This is a genomic window from Dyella sp. 2HG41-7, from assembly GCF_021390675.1.
GTDB lineage: Bacteria > Pseudomonadota > Gammaproteobacteria > Xanthomonadales > Rhodanobacteraceae > Dyella_B.
This window is the reverse complement of record NZ_JAJEJV010000004.1, coordinates 3,611,755-3,636,440: the sequence shown is the minus strand read 5'-3', so window position 1 is coordinate 3,636,440 and position 24,686 is coordinate 3,611,755. Positions and strand designations below refer to the sequence as shown.

The window sequence follows — 24,686 nt, the reverse complement described above, 5'->3', positions numbered from 1 at the left end:
GCCATGCAACCACGTTTCAATCGCGGTCGTAGCTGTTTGGTGGCGCTCTCGGTGTTGGCATGTGCGGCGCCGCTGGCGGCGCGCGAATCCTCGCAAAGTTGGCCGGATACGCCGCTCAGTCGTACGCAGGCGTTAGCTGAACTGCAAACCTTGAATGCACAACTGCTGAGTCATCCCAGCGCGACGTTGACGCTGGAGCAATGGTGCGCCGCGCATCATCTCGCACCAGAACCGCGCGTGCTTGCGCATCGTGTGCACGGTGCGGATAAACCCTTGCCGGATGGCGGACGCACGTTGCTCGGCATCGGTCCGGACGAACCGGTGCGTTATCGCCGCGTTGCGTTGAGCTGCGGCGATGTGGTGCTGTCGGATGCGGATAATTGGTACGTGCCTTCACGCCTTACCGCCGAGATGAATCATCAACTGGATACGTCCGACGCGCCCTTCGGCAAAGTTGTTCAGCCGCTGCATTTTCGCCGCCAGACACTTTCGGCTGATCTGTTGTGGTCGCCGTTGCCGGAAGGTTGGGACAGCGGCGCACCGCTGCCGCCGTCGCATGATGAAGCGCTGACCATTCCCGACCACGTGCTGCAGCATCGCGCCGTGCTTTTTACCGGCGAAAATCAGCCTTTCAGTTTGGTGGTCGAGAGCTATACGTCGCGCGTGCTGGTTCATCCTTAGCGCGCGGCGGCATCATCTGGCCGATCAAACCGATCGCGACCAGCGATGCGGCGAACACAAAAAAGCGGTACGTGTCGGCTGGAAAGAGCAAAAGGTGCGCGGCGACAAACGCCATCGGGATGACGAAAACGGCGCTGATCAAGCGCCTCTCGATGCGAAGCGCACGAGCTCCGTTGCTTATCAGTAACCAAATGGCGAGGCTGTAGATCACGAAATGCGGATGCATCGTGAAGTTATAGATCGTGGAAGCGTACGGTCGTAGGTAATCGTCGAGAGCGTGCGATGGAAGAAGTGTGGCTGGATACGCCGTCTTGTGGATCAGAGACGTGTTGAACAAAGTCAGCCATCCGTAGGCGTGGTTCATTTTTACGGTCAGCAGATACAGCAAACACGCCATCATCATCGAGGCGAGTGCGAATTTTCTTTGCCCGAAAAGAAAGGCGTGCCCGAGTACGAGCAACGAAAGCAGCAATAGATCCGTTCTGATCAAAGGCAGCAATGCTGCAAGCAGGAAAGCCCACATGTTGCGCCGGATCAACATGTAGATCGTCAACATCGAAAAGAAACACGCCATCGCATCGGGCGTCGATAGTCTTGCGATGTCGACGAATCCCGTGAACGCGACGACTAAAGGTACGGCAGCGATGGGCGCGCCGATGTTATGCGCAACCAGCGCAAGCAGCACGACTGAAAGCGCCGCGAACACCGCGCTTATCGCGTAGGTCGACTCGGGATAGTTCAATCCCAGCGCATGAATCATCCGGATCAATCCGACATACAACACGCGAATGCGATAGAACGGGAGCTGTTGCGCCAGCGACGTCGGATCGCGAAAAACGGTTTCGCGATAGTCACCCTGCGTCAATTGCGCGAACGTATTCGCGTCGACCGCATTTCGCACGCTGTCATACGTCATTTTGTTGAGATCGGCGCCGCGATATCCGTCGGCGCTATATGCCGTCGCGACGTAACCGATGAGGTCCCAGTTGTTGGTCGGCTTCTTCCATCCGAAAAACAGCACGATGAGCGCCGTGACGGCCGTGAGAAGCAGCGCCGAGATACGCAAGGAAGACCGCGCGAGGCGTGGCGTCTTGGTGTCGTCGATAGTTGTCACCGCCATGCGAAATTCCGACAAGTAATCGGCAGTAGGTGCCCCCGCTCGATCATCGGGTTGCGTCTAAGCGAAGACAGGCATAGGTGTTCATGTGCTCGATCACTTGGGCACAGTTGAGATTAATTCTCATTTGCCGGAAAACACGGTGCCGAGCCACGCACATGACGGTTTAGCATGAGCTGGCCAACTCAAAGCAGATGACGGCGGCGAAGGGGATCGCGCACAATGGGCGTCCATGCCGCAATGCCGCATAGCACTCAGGATTCCCCGGCCATGTTGTTGATGATCGACAATTACGACAGCTTCACGTTCAACCTCGTGCAGTACCTCGGCGAGTTGGGGCAGGACGTAAAAGTCGTGCGCAACGACGACTTGGATGTGGCCGGCATTCGCGCCCTGAAACCTTCTCACCTCATGATTTCGCCGGGCCCTGGCACGCCGGACGACGCGGGCGTATCGCTCACCGTGCTGCGCGAGTTGGCCGGCGAGATCCCGGTGTTCGGCGTTTGCCTCGGTCATCAGGCGATCGGCCAGGCATTTGGCGGCAAGGTGATTCGCGCCAAGCAGATCATGCATGGCAAGACGTCGCCGGTGCGCCACCTGGGCAAAGGTGTGTTTGCCGGTTTGCCCAATCCGTTCGAAGCCACGCGCTATCACTCGCTGGTCGTGGAGCAATCGTCGCTGCCCGATTGTCTGGAAGTGACGGCGTGGACGGAAAATCCCGACGGTTCCATCGACGAGATCATGGGGTTGCGGCACAAGACGTTGGCGGTCGAGGGCGTGCAATTCCATCCCGAATCGATTCTCACGCAGTATGGTCACGATCTGCTGCGCAACTTTCTTGGCCTGCCGTTGAAAAAGCTCGCCGCATGACCGTGCGCGCCATCACCATCACGCCGCAGGAAGCGCTACAGCGCACGATCGAACATCGCGAAATTTTCCACGATGAAATGATCGCGTTGATGCGCCAGATCATGAGCGGCGATGTGAGTCCGCTGATGACGGCGGCGATCATTACCGGCCTGCGCGTAAAAAAGGAAACCGTCGGCGAGATCACCGGCGCGGCGCGGGTGATGCGCGAATTGTCGGCGAAGGTCGATGCACCGCCGCATCCTTATTTTCTCGATATCGTGGGCACCGGCGGCGACGGCGCCTCCAGTTTCAACATTTCAACAGCGTCGATGTTCGTGGCGGCGGCGGCGGGTGCGCGCATCGCCAAGCATGGCGGACGCAGCGTGTCGTCCAAGTCGGGCAGCGCGGATGTGCTCGAAGCGCTAGGTGCGTGCATCGATCTTTCGCCGCTGAAAGTCGCCGAGTGCATGACCGAGACGGATATCGGTTTCATGTTCGCGCCCAACCATCATCCGGCGATGAAGGTGGTGGCGCCGGTGCGCAAGGAAATGGGTGTGCGCACGCTATTCAACATCCTCGGGCCGCTTACCAATCCGGCAGGCGCACCGAACATCTTGATGGGGGTTTTCCACCCGGATCTCGTAGGCATTCAGGTGCGCGCCCTGCAGGCGCTGGGCGCCAAGCACGCCATGGTGGTGTGGGGCCGGGACGGGATGGACGAGATTTCGCTGGGCGCCGCCACCCTGGTCGGCGAACTGCGCGACGGCGAGGTGCACGAATACGAGGTCGAGCCGGAGGATTTCGGCTTGGCCATGGCGTCTAGCCGCAATCTGCGGGTGGAGAACGTCGAGCAGTCCAAGGCCATGTTGCTGGATGCCCTGGAAAATCGGCACGGCGTGCCGCACGACATCGTTTGCCTGAATGCCGGGGCTGCGCTTTATACCTGCGGGCTGGCGACCAGCATCGCCGGTGGCATCGAATTGGCCCGGGCGACCATCGCCAGCGGCGCGGCTCGTGCCAAAATGGACGCGTTCGTTGCGACCACACAGCGCCTTGCCCATAGCTGATACTAGCCTTGGCCCAAGGTTTTTGTTTTCACGTTTTCTACGTGCCGATCAGAGCTCATGACCGACATTCTTCAACGCATCCTCGCCCGTAAGGCGGAAGAACTCGCCGAACGCAGCGCCAAGTTGCCGCTGAAGGAGTTGTCTGCGCGCGTGGCGGACATGCCCGATACGCGCGGCTTCGCTGCGGCTATCGAAGCGCGAATCGCTTCCGGCGATGCCGCCGTGATCGCCGAAGTGAAAAAGGCGAGCCCGAGCAAGGGCGTGATCCGCGCGGAGTTCGATCCGGTCGCCATCGCGCGCAGTTACGAGCTGGGCGGCGCGGCATGTTTGTCCGTGCTCACCGATCGGGATTTCTTCCAAGGCAGCGAAGATTTTCTGCAGCAAGCGCGTGCCGCGTGTTCGTTGCCGGTGCTGCGCAAAGATTTCGTCATCGATCCGTATCAAGTGTACGAAGCGCGCGCGATCGGCGCCGATTGCATTTTGTTGATCGTCGCCGCGTTGAGCGATGCGGATTTGCTGGAGCTGTCGTTGCTCGCCGCCGATCTTGATTTGGACGTGCTGTGCGAAGTGCACGACGCCGAGGAACTGGAGCGCGCCCAGGCGGTGCCGGTGCCGTTGATCGGCGTCAACAATCGCAATCTGCGCACGTTCGAAACATCGCTCGAAACCACGCTCGAATTGCAGCAATTGATGGAATACGACCGCATCCTGGTGGCCGAATCGGGTATCCACACGCTCGACGATGTGGCGCGTCTGCGCGAAGCGGGCATCAACGCATTTTTGGTCGGCGAAGCGTTTATGCGCGCGGCCGATCCCGGTTTGGAACTGAAACGGCTGTTCAACACGCACTGATCATGTTTACAGGGGATACGATTCAAGCGCCGGCGCAAACCGGCGGCGACGCCGATGCGTCGCGCACGGTGCTATTCGATTTCGATGGCGTGCTGCATCACGGCGATGCGTTTTATCTTTTTATTCGGCATCGCTATGCAAGTTCCTTGCATTGCAAGCTGCTCGCTGCGCTGACCATGCCCTGGTGGTTGCTTTGTCTCGTGTTCTCGCGCAGGTTGGCGGCGCGTGCGCTTGTGCATGTTGCGTTGCTTGGCGTCAGCCAAAAGCGGTATCAGGTCATCGCCGAAACATTTGCCGATCAGCTGGTGCAGCGTCCGCGTCAATTCTGTCGCGACGGCTTGAATGCGCTGCGTCGTCATCAGCAGGAGGGCGACGACGTGATCATCGTGACGGGTTGTGAGCACGTGCTGGTCAGTCGCTTGGTGAGCCGGTTGGGTTTGTCCAACGTCACCATCGTCGCATCGCGATTCAAGCCGGGCTGGCTGGGCATGCGGGTGGCGTTGCACAACGTCGGCCGCCGCAAGCTGCAGAGCTTGGCGAAGCTGGGCATCCAACAGTGGCGGGTCGCCTACAGCGACTCCTTTCAAGACACGCCCATGCTCAAGCAGGCGGGGGAGGCCGTGCTGGTCAATGGCACGCCCAAGCTCTGCAAGCGCGTGGAAAAGGCACTAGGCCGTTCGGTCATGCGGGTCGTCTGGTACTGAGCGTCGAGCCGGGCTTTTTCGTTTTTTGAAAAACGCTAGAAAAGCGCTTGCAGGCGGCATCGGCAAGATATACGTTAGTACTTACGTTAATGCTTACGCATATCTTGGGTGGCGCGCTATGTACTTGGCATCCTTGGGGAAATTGGCGCTCGGTAGCCGGCTTAAGGCGCTTAGCGATCACTTTTACGGTGCGGCCGACGAGGTCTATCAGACGCTCGGCGCGCGGATCGAATCGCGCTGGCTGCCGGTGCTGCGCTATCTGTGGGACGTCGGGCCCCGCTCGGTCACCGAGGTGGCCGATGCGATCGGCCAGACCCATTCCGCGGTCAGCCAGCTCACCGACAAACTGGTTCGCGCCGGCATGGTGGAGCGCCAAAACGATCCCAATGACGGACGCCGTACGGTGCTGGTGCTGACTGATCAAGCGCATGAGTCGCTCGCCGAACTCGGCCCGATCTGGTGCGCTGTGCGCCGTGGTGTTGCGGTATCGCTGGAAGAGCACGCAACGCAGCTGCTCGATGCGATTGCGCTATGCGAGCGCGCGTTGCAGGAGCGCCCCATCGTCAAGGCGATCCTGACCGAACACGCCGCGATCATGAAGGCGCCGCTTGAGATCGTCCCTTATACGCCGGAACTGCGCGATCACTTTTATCGCTTGAACGCGCAGTGGTTGGAACGTTACTTCCGCATCGAAGATATCGATCGCACCGTGCTTAGCGATCCCGAGCGCTACGTGTTGGAACCGGGTGGGGCGATTTTTTTCGCCAAACTCGGAGACGAGATCGTTGGTACCTGCGCGCTCTTGCAGGAGTCGCCCGGCGTGTTCGAGTTGACCAAGATGGGCGTGGACGAAACCTTCCGCGGCCTGGGAGCCGGCAAGCGGCTGCTCGATGCGTGCATCGCCGAATTTCACCGGCGCGGAGGACGCGAGTTGTTCCTGGAATCCAACAGCGTTCTCAAGCCGGCGCTGCGGATGTACGAGAAAGCAGGATTTGCCTTCCAGCCGGCCATTCGCCCGGGCTCGCACTACGAGCGGGCTGACGTCTACATGATTTACCAGCCGACGGTGAAGGAATTCGCCTGAGATGGCTCGCCCCGGCGAACGCCGGGGCGATAAAGCGTTTTAGCGCGTACCGCGCACCACGATGGTCTTGCCCGACACATCGATCATGCCTTGCTCTTCCAGCTGCTTGAGCACGCGGCCGACCATTTCGCGCGAGCAGCCGACGATGCGGCTGACTTCCTGACGAGAAATGCGGATCTGGGTGCCGTCGGGATGGCTCATCGCGTCCGGCTCCTGGCACAGGTCCAGCAGGGTGCGCGAAATGCGGTTGGTGACGTCCATAAACGCCATGCGGCTGACCTGGCGCGAGGTGCGCAGCAGACGATGGGTGAGCTGGGCGCCGATCGAGAACAAGATCTTGGGGCACTCGTCCCGCAGCGGGCCTTCCAGCAGCTGGAACAGGCGTTCGTAGCTGATTTCGGCCATTTCGCAGGGGCTGCGCGTGCGCACCATCGATTCGCGCTGGGCTTGCTCGACGAACAGACCCATCTCGCCGATGAACTGGCCGCGGCTGATGTAGGCAAGGATGAGCTCGCGCCCTTGTTCGTCTTCCGTACAGACCGCCAGCGAGCCCTCGATCACGTAATACAGCGTGTTGGCGGGGTCGCCCGGACGGATGATGGCGGTCTTGCCGGGGTAGCGTCGACGGTGGCAGAGCCCCAGGAACCGCTCCATGGAGGCCGGGTCTGGCGCGAAGCCAAGCGGAGCCTGCGACCGTTCGAAGGCCTGTTGTAACTGGTATTTCAGTTGCACCACAGAGGTTTTCCCCACGCTGAGTTATCTTCCCGGCCGCCCGATCCAGCGGCCTATGTCTGAGCATCCCTGGCAACTTTCGCATTATGGCAAAGTCAATGCGAGCCCCGAAGGTTACGTTTTCAGTCCAATTGCCTCATACTTCGCAGTCTTCCGGAGGATGCGCTTTGCCATCGTCCGTACACAAGGGGCGTGCAGGATAAGGGTCCAGCACGCTTTATTAATCAGCGGGGACCCTTGTAGCTAACCCGCCTCACCTGTCGGCCGTGACCCGGCCATGGAGTGTCGCCGTGGTGAAACCCCTCCCGCGCCTGCGTTTGCAGGGCTTCAACAACTTGACCAAGGCCTTGAGCTTCAATATTTACGATATCTGCTACGCAGTATCGGAAGATCAGCGCCAACGGTACATCGAGTATATCGACGAGCAGTACGACGCCGATCGTCTCACGCAAATTCTTACTGACGTGGCCGAGATCATCGGCGCGAACATCCTCAACGTGGCCCGCCAGGACTACGACCCGCAGGGCGCTTCGGTCACCATCCTGATTTCCGAAGAGCCGGTGGTCGAAAAGCTCGGCCGCGACACCATTTCGGATGCCGTGGTGGCCCACATGGACAAGAGCCACATCACCGTCCACACCTATCCGGAAACGCATCCGCACAACGGCATCGCGACGTTCCGCGCGGATATCGATGTTGCTACCTGTGGCGTGATTTCCCCGTTGAAGGCGCTGAACTACCTGATCGACAGCTTCGAGTCGGACATCGTGGTGTGCGACTACCGCGTGCGCGGCTTCACCCGCGACGTGAAAGGCAAGAAGCACTTCATCGATCACAAGATCAACTCGGTGCAGGATTACCTCGCTCGCCACATCCGTCAGAAGTACGAGATGTTCGACGTGAACGTGTACCAGGAAAACATCTTCCATACGAAGATGCACATCAAGGACTTCGACCTCGACACCTATCTGTTCGAAGCGCACGCGGACGATCTTTCGTTCAAGGAGCGCCAGAAGATCGAGCAACTGCTGCGTCGCGAAATCGAAGAACTGTTCCACGGGCGTAATCTGATGTAATGAAAAACCCGCCGAAAGGCGGGTTTTTCTTTTCCACCATCGATAGCGATTTACAGGCGGTACGCGACCGTCTTCATCACCATCGAACTGGCATGCATCAACTGCGGAATCGGAAACGGCAACTTGATGCCGCCACGATCCAACGCATTCTGCGCATGCCGCACTTCATCTTCTTGCATCTGCTGCAGCACCGCGCGCGAGCGTTCGTCTTGCGCCGGCAATTTGTCCAGGTGATCGGCGAGATGCGCTTCGACCTGCTTCTCGGTTTCCATGACGAAACCCAGGCTCACCTTGTCGCCCGCCAACGCAGCCAGCGCACCGATCGCGTAACTGCCCACGTACCACAGTGGGTTGAGCAAGCTCGGTTGGCTTTCCAATTCGTGCAAGCGCTCCGTGCACCATGCGAGATGATCGGATTCTTCCGCGGCGGCGTCGAGCAGGTGCGTACGATTTTCATCTTTGCGCGCCAGTGCGGCTTGTCCGTCGTAAAGCGCTTGCGCGCACACTTCACCGGTGTGATTGACGCGCATCAACCCGGCGACGTGACGGCGTTCTTGATCGTCGAGTTCCGCTTCGGCGATGTTGTGCGCCGGAGACTTGCGATGCGTTTCAGGTGAGCCGGCGACGGTTTCGAGCGCGCGTTCGAAGCCGGCCAGCAAGCGATCGAGCGGAGTAAGCGTGCGTACGTTCATGACGGAATCCATTGCTGCGCGAGCAGGGTCAAAGGGTGCAGCGTCGGCAGAGCGGACGCTTGTTCGTCCAGTCCGGCGGCCAGATGCAACCGACAGCCGATATTGGACGACAGAAGCGTCTGCACATCCAGCGCATTGACATGCGACAACACATCGTCGCGCAATCGCGTGGCGCGTTCTGGAAACTGCAGCACATGACTGCCGGCGGCGCCGCAGCAATAGGGCGGCGTCGGCAGGCGTTTTACGTCCAGTTGCGGGATACGCTGCAGCAAGGTCATCAGTGCCGCGTCGCTGCGTGCGACATTGGCTTGCGTGCACGGTACGTGCAGCGCTACGCGGCTAGGCAGGGGGCGGAATTGCAACGTGTCGATGCGTTTGGCGAGCAGGCCGTAGGTGTCGTCCACGCGCACGTCCGGCAACGCGAGGCGCAGCGTGCTCAGGCAGCCGGGCGTGATCGTCACCAGATAATCCGCGCGTGCATCCGCCCAAGCTCGGCGAACGTGGTCGGCGGCGGCTTCGGCGTCGCGCGAGGCGCCATCGTGAAGATCCAGTGCGCCACAGCAAAAGGCTGGCAGGCGGATGACGCGATAACCAGCAGCCTCCAGCAATCGTTCCGCCGCGTGCTCGGCGTCCGCATCCTGCACGCTGGCGGCACAACCAGGAAACAGCGCCACTGTCCCGATCTCACTCCCACCCCTGCGCGTCAGGGGTGGGCTGGGGTGGGGTTGCCCAAGTTTGCCTCGGTTCCTCGGCAATAACGACAATGCCGTGCGCCAGGCGCTGTCTTTGCCTTCAGCGGTACGTCGGGTGAGCCATGAAATCCCTGACCAGCGAGCGAGCCGCTGAGCCCATCGGAGCAGTTCCGGCCGCTTCACGGTCTGGAGCAAAAGCCCCGGGCGATGCGGGGCGGGTCCGAGCAACCCCCGGGTCTCCACCAGCAGCTCCTCATATTTGACCCCGGCCGGGCACACCCGCTGGCAATTCAGGCAGCCCAGGCAATGATCCAAGGGCTCACGCAGCTCCGGGCTGGGGGAAACCTGCCCCCGGGCCAACGCCGCCGCAATGGCGATCCGCCCCCGCGGTGACTCGGCTTCGTTGCCATCCAGGGCATAAGTGGGGCAAACCGGCAGGCAAAGGCCGCATTGCACACACTGGTCGGCCAGCACGGCGATGCGGGATCGGGGGTTCTCAAGAGGCATACCGTTCATGCTATCATTCGCGGCTCGCAGCCCATCGTGGGCTTGCGCGATGGATGAAAGCTTCGTTATCATCTCGCGCCTTTATTCCATCGATTCCGCTTACCGCCTCGTGTGGCGGCAGACAGGTATTCCGAAATGAAAACGTTCAGCGCCAAGCCGGAAAGCGTCAAGCGCGACTGGTACGTGGTCGACGCCACGGACAAAACGCTCGGTCGTCTCTCGACCGAGATCGCGCGTCGCCTCCGCGGCAAGCACAAGCCCGAATTCACCCCGCACGTGGATACCGGCGACTATATCGTCGTGATCAACGCGGAGAAGGTGGCTGTCACCGGCGCCAAGCTGGACGACAAGATGTACCACCGCTTCACCGGTTACGTCGGCAACCTCAAGACCACCAGCCTGAAAGACCTGCTGGCGACCCATCCTGAGCGCGTCATCGAAATCGCCGTCAAGGGCATGTTGCCGAAGAACCCGCTGGGCCGTGCGATGTACAGCAAGCTCAAGGTGTACGGCGGCGCCGAACATCCGCATACCGCCCAGCAGCCGAAGGCGCTGGAACTGTAATGCGATTCCTTCGCAAGAGCCCGCACATCCATGTGCGGACTTTTAAATAAGAGCAAACATCATGGCGATTCAGCAGAACTACGGCACCGGCCGCCGCAAAACCTCCGCAGCTCGCGTGTTCCTGCGCAAGGGCACCGGCGCGATCGAAGTGAACGGCAAGACCCTCGATGAATTCTTCGGCCGCGAAACCTCGCGCATGATCGTGCGCCAGCCGCTCGAACTCACGCAGAGCGCCGACAAGTTCGACATCAAAGTCACCGTCGCTGGCGGCGGCATCACAGGCCAGGCCGGCGCGATCCGTCTGGGCATCGCCCGCGCTCTGATCGAGTACGACGAAAGCCTCAAGACCTCGCTGCGCAAGGCCGGCTTCGTCACCCGCGACGCCCGTGAAGTCGAACGTAAAAAGGTCGGTCTGCACAAAGCACGCCGCGCCACCCAGTTCTCGAAGCGCTAATCCTCGCCCGAGGCAACGCGTCGACCGGCCGGTGCACCAAGTCAGAGCGCACCGCTCGGAGAGATATTGGGAGATCGTCTAACGGTAGGACAACGGACTCTGACTCCGTTTATCTAGGTTCGAATCCTAGTCTCCCAGCCACACGCAAAAAGCCCGCCCGCAAGGCGGGCTTTTTGCGTGTGGCTGGGAGACTTTCCGGATGAGAACCTCGTTGACTCGGCACGTCCCGTGCCTCGCCCTTCGGGCCATCGGCTGCGCCGATGTTCGCTTCGGCATCCATGCCTTCGCAGTGACAAATTCGCCTGGAGCGAATTTGGACAGCGCGAACGCGCTGGCCCCGGAGCGCGCAGCGCGGAGGGGTGAGTCCGATGGATGGGGCGAACAATCCTAGTCTCCCCGTCATATCAAATCTCGCCTCGAACAAGCGTGGCTATACTTCGAAGGATTAGCCCCTGGCGTGTGCTCAACCATGGCCACCACCCAAGACTTCGTCGACTACGTAACCGAACAAGTGGCACTAGGCGACCGCTTAACGCAAAAGAAAATGTTCGGCGAATACGCTTTCTACGTAGACGGAAAAGTCGTCGCCTTCGCCTGCGACAACAGCCTCTTCGTCAAACCATCCGCCGCCGCAACAAAGCTCGCATCAGAGCTTCCCATGCGACCTCCCTATCCGGGCGCCAAGGACTATGTGGTTGCCGATGAGTTTCTGGACGATACCGATCTTATTCGCCGACTCATCCTCGAAACGGCGGCATTGATGCCAGAACCCAAGCCTAAGAAATCGGCGCCATCGCGTAAGTCCCGCAAGTGACTCCGAATTCACCGTTACGACATCGATTGCGGAATGCGATGCGAACACGCGAAAGATCGGTTTCCAAAACGAACCCACTGCGTCATCGCATCGTATTCGCGTTCACGGCCCTACTGCTCTGCGCATCCGCCGCGAACGCTGCGACAACTTTGCAGCTCGAATCGCTGACTACCGAGCATCAAACGCAACCGCTGGCGATCGACACCACATCGCCGCGTTTCGCCTGGGTGGTCACCCAGGCGCCGCGCGGTACGTCACCCGCCGGTTACCGCATCGAAGTCGCACGCACGACGAAGGCTCTCGCTGACGATCATCCCGACGTATGGGATAGCGGCCGCATAGCGAGCCCCGAGTCGTTCGATATCGCTTACGCAGGGCCTGCGCTCGCACCGTCGACGCGTTACTACTGGAAGGTCATCGCGCAAACATCGGAAGGCGAGGCGAATGCGACGTCTTGGTTCGAGACCTCGCCGTCGCTGAAGGAGTGGTCGCACGCCGCATGGATCGGTAAGCCTGCCGGCGGAAACTTGGTGGCGCCGTTGTTGCGGCATCTATTTTCCGTGAGCGCGGATTTGGTATCGGCGCGGCTGTACGTGGCCGCTGGCGGCTACGCCGACGTATCGATCAATGGACAACCTGCAAGTAACGACGTGCTTTCGCCCGATTTCACCGATTACGACAAACGCGTGCTCTATCTCGCGCGCGATGTGACATCGCTGCTTCGGGCGGGATCGAACAACGCCATCGGCATCGAACTTGGGCGCGGTTACTACGGACTGACCAATCCGGATGTATGGCACTGGGAAAAAGCCCCATGGCACGGCGAGCCACGCGTGCGCGCATTGTTGAAACTGTGCTACGTGAATGGCCATTGCGAATTCGTCGGCACGAATGCGGACTGGCGCGTGCACGACGGCCCAACGCAACTGGACGACGTGTACGCCGGCGAAATCTACGACGCGCGCCGAGCACAACCCGGCTTCGACACGGTAAATTTCGATGATAGCGACTGGCGCGCCGTCGCCGTGCTGTCCGCACCGAAAGGCGTTTTACAAGCGCAGCATGAGCCGCCGATTCGCGTCGCGCAGACGCTGCAGGCAACCTCCGTCACCAAGTTGAACGACGGTAGTTACGTCTTCGCATTTCCTCGCGTCATCGCCGGTTGGGCAACACTGAGTGCGCGCGGCCATGCCGGTGACACTATCGTTTTGCATTACGGCGAAAAGCTGTTGCCCGATGGCAGCGTTGACGATCGCGACGATCATCATTATTTCCAACACGGCTTGCAAACCGATCGCATCACGCTGGCGAGGCACGGCGTGGAGCAGTGGCATTCGCATTTTTCGTGGAAGGGGTTTCGCTATGTGCAAGTAGATGGCTGGCCCAATGCGCCGCCGCCGCTTACTGCGTTAACGGCACAAGTGGTGCACACTGATGCGAAAGTGATCGGTCACTTCACCAGCAGCAACGACTTGCTTAATTGGATGCACACTGCCGCTGTCGACACCGTGCTCAACAACCTGTACGGCATTCCCACCGATACGCCGATGTACGAAAAAAACGGCTGGACCGGCGACGGCATGTTGGGTGCGGACATGATGTTGCGCAATGTCGACGCCGAGTCGCTGCTAACGAAATGGGTTCAAGACATCGACGACGCACGCAACACGGATGGCGTGCCGCTGCTTATTGCCCCCAATCCCGGATGGGGCGATGGCCGTGCGCCGCCATGGCATGCGGCGTATGTGCTCGTGCCATGGTCGTTGTATTGGCAGCGCGGTGACCGTCGTGTGCTGGTGGATCACGCGCAAGGCATGGCGCGTTACGTCGACGCCGAGTACGCGCGTTCGCCTGACGGTATCGCCGATACATCGCTCGGCGACTGGGTCAGCCCGAACACGCCTGCCGACGGCGGCAATGCCCCGGAGGATAAACGCGTGGCGGCCACAGCCTATGTGTATCGCATGGCCGATACGATGGCGCAGATCGAGCGCGTGCTCGGCGATAACGAAAAAGCGCGACACTTCGATGCGATGGCGGCACGCATACGCAATGCCTTCAATCGTCGCTTCTTCGATACGACAAAGGGCCTGTATCGCGGCGATGGCGATGACGGCATTCGTCAAACTCACCAATTGCTCGCGCTGGGCTTTGGCCTTGCGCCGGAAGCGCAGCGCTCACGTGTCGCCGATGCATTGGTGCAAGCCGTACACGCGCATAGCGATCATCTGGACACCGGCGCGCTAGGCACCAAACTGTTGTTGCCCGTGCTCACCGCAACCGGTCATGCGGATTTAGCTTGGATCGTCGCCACGCAAACCACTTTTCCAAGTTGGGGCTTTTGGCGCGCAAACGGCGCTACGAGCCTTTGGGAGCATTGGAAACTCGATGCGCGTTCGCGCGGACACTATTTCCTAGGCACCATCGACGATTGGCTATTCGGCGATGTCGCAGGGTTGCGGCCGTTGGCGCCGGGATGGCGGCGCATCGGTATCCGACCCGCGCTAACCGCGTGGTTGAATCACGCCGAGGCGGACACGCTTACGCCATTTGGGCGCGCTGCGGTGTCGTGGACACACGGTGCTGAAGGTTTGCAATTGGATGTCGACGTGCCAGTCGGCAGTACGGCGGATGTGCGCATTCCGAAGTCCAAGCCGATGCAGCTTACGGAATCGGGGCGGCCGTTGTCGGCGTCGTCGTGGGTGCGCAATGTGCGCACTTGCGGTGTCGATACGTGCTTTGAAATCGGATCCGGGAGCTATCGCTTTAAGCAGTTTCAATAGCGGCGCGATTCGGTCATTCTCGCAATGCCTTGGAATTCCTCAGTTGATTCCAATTTAAGCTTTAAGCGCCATTTTGCCTTTCGATACATAGAGGGCCATTTCTTCTTCAGGCACCATGCTGCCTCCCGTTGCCCAAGCGAGGTGCGTTGCCTTGGCAAGCGTCGCGGGATGCATGTTGAAGCGTTGGCGATAGATGTTTTGAGCGTGCGCCAGGACGCGCGCCATGCCGGGAATGCCTGCGCAAGCCGATGGTTCAAGACGAATGCCTTCCTCTCGTTCCATCAACGCTAGCAAGGCGTAGAGCTCCGTATCGCTAATCGTGTAGTACCCATCGATCAGCCGCTGCATCGCCTTGCCGACAAAGCCAGACGCTCTTCCCACGGCGAGCCCGTCCGCCGCCGTGACGTTATCGATGCCGAAATCTTGTACCGATACGTCGTCATGCAGGCCGGTGTACACGCCGAGAAACATGCATGGCGAATGCGTCGGTTCGGCAAAGATGCAATGCACGGCATCGCCGAACGCCAGCTTCAGGCCGAACGCCACGCCGCCCGGGCCGCCACCTACGCCACAAGGCAGATAGACAAACAATGGATGCTCGGCATCGACGACGATTCCTGCTTCGGTCCATTGCGTTTTAAGTCGCTCGGCCGCGACGGCGTATCCGAGAAACAAATGCTTGGAGTTTTCGTCATCGATAAAGTGACAAGCCGGATCCTGCGCCGCCTGTTTTCGCCCTTCGACCACGGCGGCGCTGTAATCGGCGGCGTGTTCGATGACGGTGACGCCGTGCGCGCGCAGTTTGTCCTTTTTCCATTGCCGCGCATCGGCCGACATATGCACGGTCACCTGAAATCCCAGTGTGGCGCCCATGATGCCAATGGACAGGCCCAGATTGCCGGTGGAACCGACGGCGATACGATAACGCCGGAAAAACGCGCGCGAGGTTTCGCTGTCGAGTTTCGAATAGTCGTCGTCGATCTTTAGCAATCCATTTTTGAGGGCCAGTTCTTCGGCGTGTTGAAGAACTTCGTATATGCCGCCGCGCGCCTTGATCGATCCTGATATCGGAAGATGGCTGTCGAGCTTGAGCCACAGATGCCCTGGTAAAGCGATGCCATAACGTTGTTGAAGCGCCAGTTTCAGGCGAGGAGCCGATCGGATCGGCGATTCGATGCTGCCGCCAGCACCCGCGGTTTGCGGAAACATACGCGCGATATAGGGAGCGAACCGCGCAAGCCGCGCGCTCGCTTCGCGTACGTTTTTCTCATTCAAGCCGACATCCGGCAAGGCTTCTTCCGCGGGTCGAACGGCGGGATTGAACCATTCCGTTTCCTTCAGCGCGACGAGGTCGCCGATAAGCGGATGGCTTTGCTTCCATGCTTCGATGGATTTTCCTGCAATCATGATTTCGTTCTTCATATTGCGCGCGACGAATTGAGTGTACCGCCCTGGTGGCGGGGCTTCAGTCCTGTACCGGGTAGCCCCACATCGTTACCGTGGCACTGTCCTTTTGAACGGTTATGGGCACGGGACCCGTTCCGTTGTCCGTGGCGTCGCCAATGCTCTTGATCGATTCGTAAGGAATCAACAGGCAGTCGCCGTGCTTGGCTAAGCGATCCACCACCGTTCGGCTTGTGCGGAATGCGGTGCCTGAATCCATCAGCTCCTGCATCGCTGCCTTCGAGCGGCAGACGAACAGATAACTGTTACTGGGCGACGTATCCAGTTTGGGGATATGTGGTGCATCTGCGCTGCACGCCGTCAAAAGAAAAGCTGAAAACCCGGCTATCACGAGCCGCATATAACCTCCATGTTTTTCCGCTGCGCCTGGCTTCCGTGGGCGCAGATGGCTTGGAATAATTTTGAGAGGCGCGAGCGTGCGCTCGCGCGATGTGGTTGGAGAGGGGGTACGAGCGAAACGGATTAGAGGGTTTTCGGAATAACCCTACGTTTCTTATTTACTTTGCTGACCAATAGAGATACCCGAGCGCTGCCGCAGTCACAGCCAATTTCAACGGCCAAGGCAACGTGCGCATAAGCTGCCAAATGCCGGCCCGCTCGACGTTGCGGGCAATGTCGCGTGTTACGTCGTCTTTCTTCACTGCGTATCACCGTTGCGTTGCATGAACTACGCAACGCTAAACGACTTGCAGGCATTAATCCACTGCCGTTTTATCAAGCGCCAGCGCCAGGAATTGCGTCCCGACGATCGGATTGAATACATACGGATCGATGGGCTCGAATCCCAAGGATCGATACAGACCTTGCGCCGTCGCCATGGTCGGCAACGTGTCCAGGCACATGCGCGTATAACCCGCGGCGCGTGCTTCATCGCAGAGACGTTCGGCGAGTTTTCTTCCAAGCTGCGTGCCGCGCGCTTGAGGCCGCACATAAAGGCGTTTCATTTCGCACGTAGCGTCTCGCAGCGGGCGCAGCGCCACGCAGCCGAGGACGTCATCGCCGTTCCACGCGAGCAACAGGCGGCCGCCGGGCGCTGCATATTTTCCCGGTAGCGACGTGACTTCGTCATCGAAGTTTTGAAAGCCGAGATCCACGCCAAGGCTATCCGCGTATTCGCGGAACAGGCGATTAACCTCATCGGCATCTTTCGGAAATTCCGCGTGTCGAATGTCGATCATGGGGATGATCATGCGTGTTGGGGACGCATGCGATATCACCACCACGAAGTGGACGCTTGCAACAGTACTTTCGGCCGACGCCTAGAAGCGGCTGAACTGTGGCACGGTGACCCGGTTGGGTGCGGGCGGGAGATCGTCGCCGGCCGTAGTGAGTTCCAGCAAGCTCGCCGCGGCCTGCGATGCGACGCGCCTTGGCCAGCAATCTTCAATATGTTCGGCGACCAGGCACGGTTCACCCGCTCGGCATTGCGGGCAAGTGAGGTTGTGGAGCATCAATTCTTGGACGACGGTCGTGGTGATCATGGCGCTACTCCTTCATGCATGGATCGGCATCGGCATTCCTTGCCGGCGGAGGAACCTTTGAGCGTTGTATCGGCCGATGTGCTTGGGACTTGAGCCAAAAAAAGCCCCGCGCGAGCGGGGCTTTCGGATTCGATGGTGGGCGGCGCAAAAAGCCGCTGTCACATCTCTTTATCGCCGATCAACACCACGTCCGCCGGGCGTCGCGCAAACAAGCCCACGCTGACGATGCCGGGAATCTGATTGAGATCGGTTTCCAGCGCGACCGGATCGGCAATCTGCCAGCCGTGCACGTCGATGATCCAGTTACCGTTGTCGGTGACCACGCCATCGCGCCACACGGGATTGCCGCCGCGCTTGACGATTTCGCGGCCGACCAGGCTGCGGGCCATCGGAATCACTTCAATCGGCAGCGGAAATTTGCCGAGCAGATCCACGCGCTTGCTGGCGTCGATAATGCAGACGAATTTCTGCGCGGCTTCCGCGACGATCTTTTCGCGCGTGAGCGCGGCGCCACCGCCTTTGATCAGGCGCCTATGGGGATCGCACTCGTCGGCGCCGTCCACGTATAGCGTGAGCGGCCCCGTGGCATTGAGATCGAACACGGGAATGCCGTGCTTTTTCAGTTGCGTAGTGGATTGTTCCGAGCTGGAAACCGCGCCTTGGATGCGGTCCTTGATGGTCGCCAACGCATCGATAAAGAAGGCCACCGTCGAACCAGTGCCGACTCCCACGATGGCGCCGTCTTCCACATAACGGATGGCGGCTTCGCCGGCCAGGCGTTTTCCTTCGTTGTTGCTCATGGCGTTGTCCTAAAAGGGCAAAAAGAAATGATCGTTTATTTGGCTGCCAGGCGCATGTTGCGCTGCTTTTTCCGTCCCGAAAGGGACGTTGCGCGCTTATTCCAAGCCCAGGATGTAACGCCACTCGTTCGCTTCCACCGGCATCACCGATAAGCGATTGCCTTTGCGCAACAGGCGCATGTCCGCAATGGCGGGGTGGTTTTTCAGTTCGTCCAGCGTGATCACGCGCTTGAGCTTTTTGACGAATTTGACGTCGACCAGCATCCAGCGCGGATTGTCGCGCGAGCTGCCGGGATCGAAGTATTTGCTCTTGGGATCGAATTGCGACGGATCGGGATACGCATCGCATGCCACTTCCGCGATGCCGGCAATGCCCGGTTCGGCGCAATTGGAGTGATAGAAAAACACGCTGTCGCCCACGCGCATCTCGTCGCGCATAAAGTTGCGCGCCTGATAGTTGCGAACGCCGTCCCACGCTTCGCGCTTCTTGCGCTTGAGATCGTCGATGGAGAACGTGTCCGGCTCCGACTTCATCAGCCAATAGTTCATGCGCTGTGGGTTCCTGAAGATTCTGCGCGGCAGTCGATAAGTTCGTGATCGGTGGCGACGAAATCCAGAGCGACATCCCACGGTTCCGGGGAGATGTCGGGGAGTTCCTGGAAGTCGTAGGCGATGCCGACCAGCAACGGTTCGGTCGGGCGCAATTGATCCCTCAGGAAGGCGAAGCTACGGTCGTAATAACCGCCGCCATAGCCCAGCCGATTGCCTTGGCGGTCGAAAGCCAGCAACGGCATGAAGACGAGGTCAAGCTGAAAGGGCGCGAACCATTCGCGCGGCGCCACCGGTTCGGGGATACCGAAGCGGTTGGGCTGTACCGGCTCGCCGGATGCCCAGGGGGCGAAACGCAACAGGTTGTCCTGGCCGATCACCGGCAGCAGGAACTGCTGACCGCGCGTCGCCAGCGGCGGAATCACCAAGTTGAGCGGCAATTCCCCATCGCAAGCCCAGTAACCGGCCACGCGGTTGTCCGTATGGTATTCCGGCAGGTGCTCCAGGCTGCGCCGAAGGCCCTGGGCGGCGGCGATGCGTTGGGGAGGGGTGAGGGCGCGGCGGCGTTCGGCCAAGCGCTGGCGTAGTTCACGACGTCGTGCGGCGGTGTCCACGTCGCGCGTCTCCTGAGATGGTGCGTCGTCCGGCGCCCCGCTTCCCGGATGCCGTTAGAACGGCATCCGGGCTGGGAATGAGGTGGCGTAAACCGCGATGCCGCTGCCCACCAAACGACCTTGATCCAAATGGGATCAGGTGGGAGGGAGATTAAGGCCTAAAGGCTTTCCGCACGCGGCGGACATGCACAACAGCCTTAAGTAACCGTCCCGGGTCGTATATAGGAACAAGGCAAATGTAAGAGTGTGCTGGCGCACACCGCAGAAGACGCCGTTGGCTATTTTAGTTGCGCGTCCAGTGCGGCTTCAAGCTTGCGGCGCAACGAAGCGAGATCTTCAGCGAGACCCGATTCAGCAACGTTGGCGTTACTTGTGCTTGCGGCGCTCTTTTGCAGCTGCAGATATTCGTGCGTGATACTGATGGCGGCGAGCACGGCGAGACGATCGAAACCCGGTGTCTTCATGTGCGAGCGCAACTCGCGCATTTTGCGGTCGAGAAAACTGGCCGCTTCCAACAAGCCGTCGCGCTCTTCCGGCGGACAAGCGATCAAAAACTCGCGGTCGATCAGTCGCAGCGAAACCGGTTCGTTGGTGGACATACTGATGACGTCAGCCATTGTTCTCGAGCGCCTTGAGTCGTTGGATCATCGCTTCGACGCGGCTGCGCGCTTGTTCGTTGCGTGCCAGCAAACCCGCGCGTTCGTTCGCCAGCTGTTCCTGGCTGTGGCGCAGGCTGCGATTTTCTTCACTCAGCCGATGGACATAATCGATCAGCCGATCGAGCTGCTGATGCAGGGCGGCTAGTTCGAATTTGGCGTCGGGTGAGTTCATGCGTCGCACTATATCAGGACGCCGGAGGAAATCTGTGGGCCGGACCGCCAGCGCGCGCCGGTGCATTAAACTTGAGCCTTGAACGTTAACGGAGACCTCGATGACCGCCCTCGAACCCATCGGGTACGACGAACTGGACGAAGCGGTTAACCACCTGCGATTGTCCATTCGCACCAGTGAGTTACACGGTTCTATTTGCGGGTTTCTGGCCGCCAACGGCCGGTTGCCGAAGCGTCACGTGCTGACGGCGCTGCACCTTCAGGCCGGCAGCAATGCGGTTGCCGAAGCGGACCAGGACGTGCTGGACCAAGTAGTCGCGCAGAGCGCCGAAGAGCTGGCCGATCCTGAATTGATCTTCGAACCCCTGTTACCGGCCGATGACCGACCACTGCCGGAACGCGCCGATGCGGTGGTCGACTGGTGTCGAGGCTTTTTAGGTGGTTTCGGTTTGGGCGGACCGGACGCGCACAGTCGGCTTTCGGAAGAAGGGCGCGAGATCATGCAAGACATCGGCGCCATCGCATCGTCGTCGCTCGACTTCAGCAATGAAGAAGAAGACGAAGACGCGTTGATCGAAGTGCACGAATTCGTGCGCATGGGCGCGATGCTGCTGTTTACCGAATGCCACATTCCCAACCAGCCTTCGAGCGGCACGCTGCATTGAATATCGCTCCCGACGAATTCGCGCGGCGTCGCCGCCAATTGATGAAGATGGCCGGTGAGGACGCGGTGGTGCTGATCGCTACCGCGCCCGAGCGCATGCGTAACGCCGACGCCGCGTGGCCGTATCGACAGGATTCGGATTTCCATTATTTAAGCGGTTTTCCCGAGCCGGACGCGGTTTTGGCATTGTTGCCGGGGCGTCAGCACGGCGAAATGGTGCTGTTCTGCCGTGAGCGCGATCCGCATCACGAACGCTGGCACGGGGAATCCATCGGCACCGAGCGCGCTGTGTCCGATTACGGTATGGACGACGCGTTTCCGATCGACGATATCGACGACATTCTGCCCGGCATGATCGAAGGTCGCGGCCGCGTTTATTGTCACTTTGGCCGTGAACCGCAATTCGATGCGCAACTGCTCGGTTGGATGCGCCGCCTTAGGCAATTGCGCGGCGGCGGCGTGGTGCCGAAAGAATTCGTCGCGCTGGGTCATCTTCTGCACGACTTGCGCCTGTACAAATCGCGCGCGGAACTGAAGCTAATGCGCGCCTCCGCAGCGATTGCCGCCGAAGCGCATCTCGCCGCCATGGCGATGGCGCATGCAGGGCGGCACGAGTACGAAGTGGAAGCCGAGCTGGTGCGCATCATGCGCAGCCGCGGTGCGGTCGCGGCGTTTCCGCCTATCGTCGCTGGTGGCGTGAACGCGTGCACCATGCATTACGTTGCCAATCGCGCGCCGTTGAAACACGGCGATCTGTTGTTGATCGACGCTGGCGCGGAATTGGATTGCTACGCATCCGATATCAGTCGTAGCTTTCCGGTGAACGGTCGCTACAGTCGCGAGCAGCGCGCGCTGTACGAGATTGTGCTGACCGCGCAGCAGGCAGCGATCGACGAAGTAAGACCCGGGCGCTCCTACAGCACCGCACACGATGTCGCGGTGCATGTCATCACGGAAGGCTTGTGCGCGCTCGGATTGATCAAAGAGTCGCCGGCCGAAGCGATCGAGCAGGGCAGCTACAAGCGGTATTTCCCGGCAAAAACCAGTCATTGGCTTGGGCTGGACGTGCACGATGTGGGCGACTACCGCGTCGATGGCGAACCACGACTGCTCGAGCCGGGCATGGTGCTGACGGTGGAGCCCGGTATTTACATCGCACCCGATGATACGTCCGTGCCCGAAGCATGGCGCGGCATTGGCATTCGCATCGAAGACGATGTGGCGGTGACGCGCGATGGCAATGAGGTGTTGACGGCTGCCGTTCCGAAAGAGCCGAGCGAGATTGAGGCGTTGTTGGCGACGCGATGATTTTCGTCGAACACGCGCTGTCAAATCCGTCTCGCCGCGAAAATGCAATGTATGTATGCGGTGCGTGAAAGCGTGATCGTCGCGACTTTCTCACACACTGTGATCGCGCGCCAACTTCGCAAACCGGTCCTATCGATGTCGCATCCCTGCAACGTTAGCCACGCAGCATCGCGATTCATCACGACGCCAGCAGAGGGTGCAACATGACATCGATGAGTCGCCGTAGATTTCTGCAGCTATTGGGCAGCACCACGCTGGCGTCGATGCTGCCTGCAAGTATCGCGCGCGCTTTGGAGATTCCCGCGCATCGACGCACCGGTACGATCGAAGATGTCGAGCACATCGTGATCCTGATGCAGGAAAACCGCTCTTTCGATCACTATTTCGGCTCGCTCAAAGGTGTGCGCGGATTTGGCGATCCGCGTCCGGTGAATCTGACGACCGGCGAATCGGTTTGGTATCAGCCCGACGGATCAGGCTATGTGTTGCCGTTCCATCCCACGGCGCCGGATCTGGGGCTTCAATTTCTGGAAGACCTCGCGCACGATTGGACGAGCACGCATGCCGCGTGGAACGCCGGTCAGTACGATCAATGGGTGCTTAACAAGGGCACCACCACGATGGCGTATCTGACGCGCGAAGACATCCCGTTTCACTACGCGCTCGCCGATGCGTTCACCATTTGCGACGCATATCACTGCTCGGTGATGGGCCCGACCGATCCGAATCGTTATTACATGTGGACGGGTTGGGTCGGCAACGATGGCGCCGGCGGCGGTCCGGTCATCGACAACGCTGAAGCGGGATACGGCTGGTCGACGTATCCGGAAGTCCTGCAAAACGCGGGTATTTCGTGGAAGCTTTATCAGGACGCCGGCACGGGACTCGACGCGGCCGGGTTTTGGGGCTGGACGGACAACGCGTACATCGGCAATTACGGCGACAACTCGCTGTTGTATTTCCTGCAATATCGCAACGCGCAGCCGGGCAGCCCGCTATACCAGGGCGCAAGAACCGGCACCCAAATTTCCGCGGGCGGTTCGCTGTTCGACGAATTGCGTAGCGACGTGATGGCCAACAAACTGCCGCAAGTGTCGTGGATCGTGGCGCCCGAAGCGTATACGGAGCATCCGAATTGGCCGGCGAATTACGGCGCGTGGTATGTGTCGCAAGTGTTGGATGCGCTGACCAGCAATCCCGAGGTTTTCAGTAAAACGGCGCTCTTCATCACCTACGACGAAAACGACGGGTTCTTCGATCACGCCGTGCCGCCGTGCGTGCCGCCTTCCGATGCGCAAGGCCAGTCGACGGTTAGCATTGCGAACGAGATTTTTCCGGGCACTGTGAACTACCCGGCCGGCCCCTACGGCCTAGGTCCGCGCGTGCCGATGATCGTGGTGTCGCCGTGGAGCAAGGGTGGTTGGGTGTGTTCCGAAGTGTTCGACCACACATCGATCATCCGTTTTATCGAACAGCGTTATGCGAACAGCCATCCGGGGTTGCAGGAATCCAATATTACGGCGTGGCGTCGCAGCGTTTGTGGCGATCTGACGTCGGCGTTCGATTTCTCCAAGCCGAATGGCGCGCAGCCGCCATTGCCGAGCACGAATGCATACGTGCCGCCGGATCAACTTCGTCATCCCGATTATTCGCCGACGCCACCGTCGATTCAGGCATTGCCGGATCAGGAGCCTGGCATCAAGCCCGCGCGCGCGTTGCCGTACGCGTTGCAGGCGATCGGTCGCGTAGAAGATGGTCAACTTCGTGTCGATTTCCATAACGAAGGTCGCGTTGGCGCCTGTTTCCATGTGCGCACAAGCGATGCGTCCAAAGGTCCATGGTTTTATACGGTGGAAGCGGAAAAATCGCTTTCGGCGACGTGGCCGGCGCAAGCTGCGTATGAGCTACACGCTTACGGGCCGAACGGTTTTGTTAGAAGCTTCAAAGGCGATGGCGCATCGCGCAAGACAACGTTGCACGTTGCCAATCGCTACGATCGCGAAAAAGCGCGCGTCGTGCTGACGCTGGCGAACGAAGGCCGCGATTTCTGCAACGTCTCCGTCGAAAATGTGTACAACGGCGAGTCGATCTCTTACATGCTCAAGCCCGGCGAGCAAGTCGAGCGATCTTGGATGTTGAGCGACAGCTACGGCTGGTACGACCTGATCGTGCGCGCCGATGCGGAAGCGGGATTCATACGGCGCCTCGCGGGACACGTGGAAACGGGCGAATCGAGCGTGACCGATCCGGCTATCGCGCAACAGCGGTGGCAGAACTTCCAGAAGCTTTGAAGTTCATCATTGTCACC

27 protein-coding genes, 1 tRNA gene, 1 other RNA gene and 1 pseudogene are annotated in these 24,686 nt (G+C 59.9%); 15 read left to right on the top strand and 15 right to left on the bottom strand.

Features of this window, described 5'->3' with window-relative positions; translation table 11 throughout:
- Positions 1–3 precede the first annotated feature (3 nt).
- Complete coding sequence (locus tag L0U79_RS17945) at positions 4–681, top strand: hypothetical protein (protein WP_233843587.1); 678 nt, start codon at positions 4–6, stop codon at positions 679–681.
- Here the strand turns inward: L0U79_RS17945 and L0U79_RS17940 are convergent.
- Positions 632–1,801: a hypothetical protein gene (locus L0U79_RS17940; protein WP_233843586.1), complete on the bottom strand. Its 1,170-nt coding sequence runs from the start codon at positions 1,799–1,801 to the stop codon at positions 632–634. The genes L0U79_RS17945 and L0U79_RS17940 overlap by 50 nt on opposite strands.
- A gap of 267 nt (positions 1,802–2,068) precedes the next feature.
- Here L0U79_RS17940 and L0U79_RS17935 point away from each other — a divergent pair, with 267 nt between their 5' ends.
- From L0U79_RS17935 to L0U79_RS17915, 5 genes are all read left to right on the top strand, one after another.
- The gene (locus L0U79_RS17935; RefSeq protein ID WP_233843585.1) at positions 2,069–2,668 is read left to right on the top strand and encodes an aminodeoxychorismate/anthranilate synthase component II; all 600 of its coding nucleotides are present in this window, start codon (positions 2,069–2,071) and stop codon (positions 2,666–2,668) included.
- On the top strand, positions 2,665–3,714 hold the full coding sequence (gene trpD, locus L0U79_RS17930; protein ID WP_233843584.1) for an anthranilate phosphoribosyltransferase: 1,050 nt from the start codon (positions 2,665–2,667) through the stop codon (positions 3,712–3,714). The genes L0U79_RS17935 and trpD overlap by 4 nt, the downstream gene beginning before the upstream one ends.
- A gap of 57 nt (positions 3,715–3,771) precedes the next feature.
- Positions 3,772–4,566, top strand: coding sequence for an indole-3-glycerol phosphate synthase TrpC (trpC, locus tag L0U79_RS17925; RefSeq protein ID WP_233843583.1), 795 nt, complete (start codon positions 3,772–3,774; stop codon positions 4,564–4,566).
- A 2-nt stretch (positions 4,567–4,568) separates the two neighbouring features.
- Positions 4,569–5,270, top strand: coding sequence for a haloacid dehalogenase-like hydrolase (locus L0U79_RS17920; RefSeq protein ID WP_233843582.1), 702 nt, complete (start codon positions 4,569–4,571; stop codon positions 5,268–5,270).
- 118 nt (positions 5,271–5,388) lie between these two features.
- Entirely contained in the window at positions 5,389–6,354 is a 966-nt protein-coding gene (locus L0U79_RS17915) for a helix-turn-helix domain-containing GNAT family N-acetyltransferase (protein WP_233843581.1), read from the top strand.
- Positions 6,355–6,393: 39 nt separating this feature from the next.
- On the opposite strand, the gene crp is transcribed toward L0U79_RS17915, so the two are convergent.
- Positions 6,394–7,089, bottom strand: coding sequence for a cAMP-activated global transcriptional regulator CRP (gene crp / locus L0U79_RS17910; RefSeq protein WP_233843580.1), 696 nt, complete (start codon positions 7,087–7,089; stop codon positions 6,394–6,396).
- Positions 7,090–7,376: 287 nt separating this feature from the next.
- Between crp and speD the strand changes: the two genes are divergently transcribed.
- Positions 7,377–8,162 carry an adenosylmethionine decarboxylase gene (speD, locus tag L0U79_RS17905; protein WP_126685269.1) on the top strand — a complete coding sequence of 262 codons (786 nt, stop codon included), beginning with the start codon at positions 7,377–7,379 and terminating at the stop codon, positions 8,160–8,162.
- Positions 8,163–8,212: 50 nt separating this feature from the next.
- Here the strand turns inward: speD and coq7 are convergent, their stop codons facing one another.
- From coq7 to L0U79_RS17890, 3 genes and pseudogenes are all read right to left on the bottom strand, one after another.
- Positions 8,213–8,854: a 2-polyprenyl-3-methyl-6-methoxy-1,4-benzoquinone monooxygenase gene (gene coq7 / locus L0U79_RS17900; RefSeq protein ID WP_233843579.1), complete on the bottom strand. Its 642-nt coding sequence runs from the start codon at positions 8,852–8,854 to the stop codon at positions 8,213–8,215.
- Complete coding sequence (locus L0U79_RS17895) at positions 8,851–9,528, bottom strand: (Fe-S)-binding protein (protein WP_233843942.1); 678 nt, start codon at positions 9,526–9,528, stop codon at positions 8,851–8,853. The genes coq7 and L0U79_RS17895 overlap by 4 nt, the downstream gene beginning before the upstream one ends.
- A 291-nt stretch (positions 9,529–9,819) precedes the next feature.
- Positions 9,820–10,053: pseudogene (locus L0U79_RS17890) on the bottom strand (4Fe-4S dicluster domain-containing protein); the annotation flags it as partial.
- A 135-nt stretch (positions 10,054–10,188) separates the two neighbouring features.
- Here L0U79_RS17890 and rplM point away from each other — a divergent pair.
- The 5 genes from rplM to L0U79_RS17865 all read left to right on the top strand — a co-directional run bounded on the left by rplM (position 10,189) and on the right by L0U79_RS17865 (position 14,668).
- Entirely contained in the window at positions 10,189–10,617 is a 429-nt protein-coding gene (gene rplM, locus L0U79_RS17885) for a 50S ribosomal protein L13 (RefSeq protein WP_233843578.1), read from the top strand.
- 61 nt (positions 10,618–10,678) lie between these two features.
- A complete protein-coding gene (gene rpsI, locus L0U79_RS17880) occupies positions 10,679–11,071 on the top strand; it encodes a 30S ribosomal protein S9 (protein ID WP_233843577.1) in 393 nt (130 codons plus the stop codon).
- Between the two features lie 67 nt (positions 11,072–11,138).
- Positions 11,139–11,212 (top strand) — tRNA-Gln (locus L0U79_RS17875).
- A gap of 328 nt (positions 11,213–11,540) precedes the next feature.
- Positions 11,541–11,885, top strand: coding sequence for a TfoX/Sxy family protein (locus L0U79_RS17870; protein WP_233843576.1), 345 nt, complete (start codon positions 11,541–11,543; stop codon positions 11,883–11,885).
- Between the two features lie 149 nt (positions 11,886–12,034).
- Positions 12,035–14,668: an alpha-L-rhamnosidase gene (locus L0U79_RS17865; RefSeq protein ID WP_233843575.1), complete on the top strand. Its 2,634-nt coding sequence runs from the start codon at positions 12,035–12,037 to the stop codon at positions 14,666–14,668.
- Between the two features lie 54 nt (positions 14,669–14,722).
- Here L0U79_RS17865 and dsdA read toward each other — a convergent pair whose 3' ends face one another.
- From dsdA to L0U79_RS17815, 10 genes are all read right to left on the bottom strand, one after another.
- Positions 14,723–16,090, bottom strand: coding sequence for a D-serine ammonia-lyase (dsdA, locus tag L0U79_RS17860; RefSeq protein WP_233843574.1), 1,368 nt, complete (start codon positions 16,088–16,090; stop codon positions 14,723–14,725).
- Positions 16,091–16,133: 43 nt separating this feature from the next.
- Positions 16,134–16,472: a hypothetical protein gene (locus L0U79_RS17855; RefSeq protein WP_233843573.1), complete on the bottom strand. Its 339-nt coding sequence runs from the start codon at positions 16,470–16,472 to the stop codon at positions 16,134–16,136.
- 355 nt (positions 16,473–16,827) lie between these two features.
- Positions 16,828–17,310: a GNAT family N-acetyltransferase gene (locus L0U79_RS17850; protein WP_233843572.1), complete on the bottom strand. Its 483-nt coding sequence runs from the start codon at positions 17,308–17,310 to the stop codon at positions 16,828–16,830.
- An 81-nt stretch (positions 17,311–17,391) separates the two neighbouring features.
- The gene (locus L0U79_RS17845) at positions 17,392–17,613 is read right to left on the bottom strand and encodes a hypothetical protein (protein WP_233843571.1); all 222 of its coding nucleotides are present in this window, start codon (positions 17,611–17,613) and stop codon (positions 17,392–17,394) included.
- A gap of 158 nt (positions 17,614–17,771) precedes the next feature.
- On the bottom strand, positions 17,772–18,413 hold the full coding sequence (rpiA, locus tag L0U79_RS17840; protein WP_233843570.1) for a ribose-5-phosphate isomerase RpiA: 642 nt from the start codon (positions 18,411–18,413) through the stop codon (positions 17,772–17,774).
- A 96-nt stretch (positions 18,414–18,509) separates the two neighbouring features.
- On the bottom strand, positions 18,510–18,962 hold the full coding sequence (locus tag L0U79_RS17835) for an EVE domain-containing protein (RefSeq protein WP_233843569.1): 453 nt from the start codon (positions 18,960–18,962) through the stop codon (positions 18,510–18,512).
- Complete coding sequence (locus L0U79_RS17830; RefSeq protein ID WP_233843568.1) at positions 18,959–19,576, bottom strand: 5-formyltetrahydrofolate cyclo-ligase; 618 nt, start codon at positions 19,574–19,576, stop codon at positions 18,959–18,961. The genes L0U79_RS17835 and L0U79_RS17830 overlap by 4 nt, the downstream gene beginning before the upstream one ends.
- A gap of 85 nt (positions 19,577–19,661) precedes the next feature.
- Positions 19,662–19,847: non-coding RNA, 6S RNA (gene ssrS, locus L0U79_RS17825), on the bottom strand.
- Positions 19,848–19,854: 7 nt separating this feature from the next.
- Positions 19,855–20,175, bottom strand: a complete 321-nt coding sequence (gene zapA, locus L0U79_RS17820; protein ID WP_233843567.1) for a cell division protein ZapA — start codon at positions 20,173–20,175, stop codon at positions 19,855–19,857.
- Positions 20,176–20,185: 10 nt separating this feature from the next.
- Positions 20,186–20,407 carry a TIGR02449 family protein gene (locus L0U79_RS17815; protein ID WP_233843566.1) on the bottom strand — a complete coding sequence of 74 codons (222 nt, stop codon included), beginning with the start codon at positions 20,405–20,407 and terminating at the stop codon, positions 20,186–20,188.
- A 100-nt stretch (positions 20,408–20,507) separates the two neighbouring features.
- On the opposite strand from L0U79_RS17815, the gene L0U79_RS17810 reads away from it, so the two are divergent.
- From L0U79_RS17810 to L0U79_RS17800, 3 genes are all read left to right on the top strand, one after another.
- Positions 20,508–21,071, top strand: coding sequence for a UPF0149 family protein (locus L0U79_RS17810; RefSeq protein ID WP_233843565.1), 564 nt, complete (start codon positions 20,508–20,510; stop codon positions 21,069–21,071).
- Positions 21,029–22,378, top strand: a complete 1,350-nt coding sequence (locus tag L0U79_RS17805) for an aminopeptidase P N-terminal domain-containing protein (protein ID WP_233843564.1) — start codon at positions 21,029–21,031, stop codon at positions 22,376–22,378. Before L0U79_RS17810 ends, L0U79_RS17805 begins: the two co-directional genes overlap by 43 nt.
- A 212-nt stretch (positions 22,379–22,590) precedes the next feature.
- On the top strand, positions 22,591–24,669 hold the full coding sequence (locus L0U79_RS17800; protein ID WP_233843563.1) for a phospholipase C, phosphocholine-specific: 2,079 nt from the start codon (positions 22,591–22,593) through the stop codon (positions 24,667–24,669).
- Positions 24,670–24,686 lie beyond the last annotated feature (17 nt).

What these genes read in the sequence shown, in the direction of transcription:
- L0U79_RS17945 (WP_233843587.1), top strand. Translation starts at nt 4, where the DNA reads ATGCAACCACGTTTCAATCGCGGTCGTAGCTGTTTGGTGGCGCTCTCG.
- L0U79_RS17940 (WP_233843586.1), bottom strand. Translation starts at nt 1,801, where the DNA reads ATGGCGGTGACAACTATCGACGACACCAAGACGCCACGCCTCGCGCGG.
- L0U79_RS17935 (WP_233843585.1), top strand. Translation starts at nt 2,069, where the DNA reads ATGTTGTTGATGATCGACAATTACGACAGCTTCACGTTCAACCTCGTG.
- trpD (WP_233843584.1), top strand. Translation starts at nt 2,665, where the DNA reads ATGACCGTGCGCGCCATCACCATCACGCCGCAGGAAGCGCTACAGCGC.
- trpC (WP_233843583.1), top strand. Translation starts at nt 3,772, where the DNA reads ATGACCGACATTCTTCAACGCATCCTCGCCCGTAAGGCGGAAGAACTC.
- L0U79_RS17920 (WP_233843582.1), top strand. Translation starts at nt 4,569, where the DNA reads ATGTTTACAGGGGATACGATTCAAGCGCCGGCGCAAACCGGCGGCGAC.
- L0U79_RS17915 (WP_233843581.1), top strand. Translation starts at nt 5,389, where the DNA reads ATGTACTTGGCATCCTTGGGGAAATTGGCGCTCGGTAGCCGGCTTAAG.
- coq7 (WP_233843579.1), bottom strand. Translation starts at nt 8,854, where the DNA reads ATGAACGTACGCACGCTTACTCCGCTCGATCGCTTGCTGGCCGGCTTC.
- rplM (WP_233843578.1), top strand. Translation starts at nt 10,189, where the DNA reads ATGAAAACGTTCAGCGCCAAGCCGGAAAGCGTCAAGCGCGACTGGTAC.
- rpsI (WP_233843577.1), top strand. Translation starts at nt 10,679, where the DNA reads ATGGCGATTCAGCAGAACTACGGCACCGGCCGCCGCAAAACCTCCGCA.
- L0U79_RS17870 (WP_233843576.1), top strand. Translation starts at nt 11,541, where the DNA reads ATGGCCACCACCCAAGACTTCGTCGACTACGTAACCGAACAAGTGGCA.
- dsdA (WP_233843574.1), bottom strand. Translation starts at nt 16,090, where the DNA reads ATGAAGAACGAAATCATGATTGCAGGAAAATCCATCGAAGCATGGAAG.
- L0U79_RS17855 (WP_233843573.1), bottom strand. Translation starts at nt 16,472, where the DNA reads ATGCGGCTCGTGATAGCCGGGTTTTCAGCTTTTCTTTTGACGGCGTGC.
- L0U79_RS17850 (WP_233843572.1), bottom strand. Translation starts at nt 17,310, where the DNA reads ATGATCGACATTCGACACGCGGAATTTCCGAAAGATGCCGATGAGGTT.
- L0U79_RS17845 (WP_233843571.1), bottom strand. Translation starts at nt 17,613, where the DNA reads ATGATCACCACGACCGTCGTCCAAGAATTGATGCTCCACAACCTCACT.
- rpiA (WP_233843570.1), bottom strand. Translation starts at nt 18,413, where the DNA reads ATGAGCAACAACGAAGGAAAACGCCTGGCCGGCGAAGCCGCCATCCGT.
- L0U79_RS17835 (WP_233843569.1), bottom strand. Translation starts at nt 18,962, where the DNA reads ATGAACTATTGGCTGATGAAGTCGGAGCCGGACACGTTCTCCATCGAC.
- zapA (WP_233843567.1), bottom strand. Translation starts at nt 20,175, where the DNA reads ATGTCCACCAACGAACCGGTTTCGCTGCGACTGATCGACCGCGAGTTT.
- L0U79_RS17815 (WP_233843566.1), bottom strand. Translation starts at nt 20,407, where the DNA reads ATGAACTCACCCGACGCCAAATTCGAACTAGCCGCCCTGCATCAGCAG.
- L0U79_RS17810 (WP_233843565.1), top strand. Translation starts at nt 20,508, where the DNA reads ATGACCGCCCTCGAACCCATCGGGTACGACGAACTGGACGAAGCGGTT.
- L0U79_RS17805 (WP_233843564.1), top strand. Translation starts at nt 21,029, where the DNA reads ATGCCACATTCCCAACCAGCCTTCGAGCGGCACGCTGCATTGAATATC.
- L0U79_RS17800 (WP_233843563.1), top strand. Translation starts at nt 22,591, where the DNA reads ATGAGTCGCCGTAGATTTCTGCAGCTATTGGGCAGCACCACGCTGGCG.